This window comes from Caballeronia sp. LZ034LL, from assembly GCF_031451215.1.
Taxonomy (GTDB): Bacteria; Pseudomonadota; Gammaproteobacteria; order Burkholderiales; family Burkholderiaceae; genus Caballeronia.
On sequence record NZ_JARUXR010000026.1, the window covers coordinates 1 to 497 of the forward strand.

Below are 497 nucleotides of genomic sequence, written 5' to 3' on the forward strand. Positions count from 1 at the left end.
GGCGGGGGTAACTTTCTTTGCTGCTGCAAAGAAAGTCACCAAAGAAAGCAGCTTTTCTTCCCGCCCAGCGTCACCTAGCGGCACGACACAGAACTGCCTCACTGGCCCGGCAGTAGAGAGTGCCCTCATAGGCCACACCGGGCGTGGATCGCGGACCCACTGCAACAACGCGCCGCTTAAGGAATTGGCGCAGCCATTGAAAGCGCCGGCCCAGCGCTACGCGCTGCCGAAAGGTATGCAAGGGAAACCAGGGCGGATTCAACCGGTCGTTGCAACCCCTCTGATCTAATGAATGGATTATTGAGGTGGAGGTATTGATGAGGCGAGCAAGGAAGCCGTGGTTGAGCTTGGCAGAGCGTCAGGAGATCTGGGCGCTTTGGCGTAAGGGGGAGAGCGTAAGCGGCATTGCGCGTACGTTGCAGCGCGACGTTGGCTCAATGCATAGAGTAATCGCGGGCAATGGCGGAATCACGCCAGCGCAGCGCACGCGAGCAGCT

2 protein-coding genes are annotated in these 497 nt (G+C 59.2%); both read left to right on the forward strand.

Annotation, left to right across the window (positions count from 1 at the left end; translation table 11 throughout):
• On the forward strand, window positions 1-289 hold a 289-nt coding region (locus QCE83_RS35050), incomplete at its 5' end, for a hypothetical protein (RefSeq protein ID WP_309821479.1).
• A gap of 28 nt (window positions 290-317) precedes the next feature.
• On the forward strand, window positions 318-497 hold a 180-nt coding region (locus QCE83_RS35215), incomplete at its 3' end, for a helix-turn-helix domain-containing protein (protein ID WP_404986254.1).